General features: G+C 45.1%; 2 protein-coding genes. Both read left to right on the forward strand.

All coding sequences use genetic code 11. The features are described from left to right. Positions 1–145: 145 nt before the first annotated feature. Positions 146–565 (forward strand): hypothetical protein, encoded by a 420-nt coding sequence (locus QZZ35_RS11505; protein WP_291237530.1) that lies wholly within the window; start codon positions 146–148, stop codon positions 563–565. Positions 566–1215: 650 nt separating this feature from the next. Beyond that, the coding region (locus QZZ35_RS11510) for a site-specific tyrosine recombinase (RefSeq protein WP_291237531.1) at positions 1216–2060 on the forward strand (845 nt) is incomplete at its 3' end.

Below are 2060 nucleotides of genomic sequence, written 5' to 3' on the forward strand. Positions count from 1 at the left end.
TATTTACAAAACCGGATAGAATGCTTTGCGCCGCCATGTCTTGGCGGCGATTTTTGATGCCTGCGTGTTCGCTTTGGCTTCCCGGCGGAATAACCTGCTGGGCAGAAGAATATGGATGTAGCGAAAGGGGAGAGGATATATGACGGTGAATCATAAACCCGCCGGTACAGCAAAATCCATTCCGGTGGGACTGGCCTATGGGTGGCTGGCTGAAACAATCTGCATGCTCCTGTGCTGCGTGGTACTTTCGGTTTTGGTTCTTGGTGGAAAACTGAAATGGGAAATGTCCGGCTACGGGATCATGGTGATGCTGCTGTTGTGCTCCTATATTGGCGCATCGGTTTCCAGCGATCTGGTTCAGCACAGGAAGCTGATGATCTGTCTTTTGTCAGGCGGCCTCTATATTCTGACGGTAATCGGGATAATGACGCTGTTTTTTGGAGTGCAGTACAGCGCGGTGGGAACAAGCTCGCTTCTGATTCTGGGAGGGAGTTTGGTATCGGCCCTTGTTCATAGCGCTGAAAAAAAGAAGAGGGGAGGCGGAAGAAGAAAACGCAAACTGTGATAATATACAAATAAGCATCGGAGGTAAATAAAATTTACTCTTAAAAACCGAAATGAAGGAGAAAATTCAAAAACTATATTTAGTGATTGGTGCGGCAAAAAAACGCAAGATGTTGTCAATATGATCGAAAATGATAAAAACAAATGTTTTGTTTTCTGGAATGTTGACATAACAAAGTTAACATAAATCTTGTCAGAATCTACAAAATTATACGCATTTTTACAAAAAGCTTGAATTTTTGTAAAAAATGGAGTATAGTATGGTTGTATCAAAAAACAGTATGTCAGTTTGTCCCGGTTTTCCTGGTGCTTTGTTTGGTAAAGTCCAGAGATTTCCCGGAACAGCCGGAGCTTTTTTGGATGGGCTGTATTCTGATTGCAGCTTGATCCTTTCCACATAGACTTTCTTGGATGCTCAGTTCTTATGGGTGCTGTGTCGATCGTTTGTTGTTTTATAGTATGCCGGATTTTTTGATATTTCCTTTTTTCTCACAACTTCAGATCCTCAGGTTGTGTTGATATAGCTGCTGTCCTGTCTCTTTTCCGATTGGATTATGTACCGGCGGCATTTATTGATAAAGAGAACATTTTTCGATGGCCTTTGGGGCACAATCGATGGATTTCTGTAAAAAAGTAGAGGTTTACCGGCTAATGCTAGATTTGATTCATGCTTATGAGAATTATCTTACAAAGGTAAAGCAGGCATCTGGCAATACCATTTCTTCTTACATGCGTGACATTCGCCAGTTCATGGATTGGATGAATCAGAAGGGAGGAGTGGATATTCTCAGTGCCGCAGAACCTGATATTGAAGAGTACCTTGCCTTCCTGCATTCCGAGGGGAAATCCGGGGCAACGGCATCCAGATTTCTTGCCAGCCTGAAGAATTTTTATTCTTATGCTGTTTCCTCTGGATTCCTGGAGCATTCTCCGGTTTCGGATGAGATTCATGTGGAGCGGGGAGAGAAAAAGCTCCCTCAGATTCTGACCGGAAAAGAAGTGGAGCTGCTTCTTGCCCAGCCGGTATGCTCTGATGCCAAGGGATACCGGGATAAGGCTATGCTGGAAGTGATGTATGCCACCGGCATGCGGGTTTCTGAGCTGATTGAGTTGAATGTCAGCGATGTCAATACCGAGCTTGGGGTTGTGAAATGCGGCGGCAGCAAAAAGTCCCGGGTGATTCCGATCTATCCTGCTGCACTGAATTCTCTGTCAGTTTATATGAACGAAATGCGTGACCTGCTGATTACCGATCCTGCTGAAGAAGCGCTGTTTGTGAATGTCAGCGGTTCCCGTATGAGCAGACAGGGATTCTGGAAGATTCTCAAATTCTATCAGGCCAAGGCAGGAATTGAGAAGGAGATCACACCCCACACACTGCGGCATAGCTTTGCGGTACACTTGCTGGAAAATGGTGCGGATCTGGGCTCCCTGCAGGAGCTGATGGGACACAGTGACATTTCATCCACCCAGCTTTATACCCACATGGTAAATCA

This window comes from Frisingicoccus sp. (assembly GCA_016298055.1).
GTDB lineage: Bacteria > Bacillota > Clostridia > Lachnospirales > Lachnospiraceae > Frisingicoccus.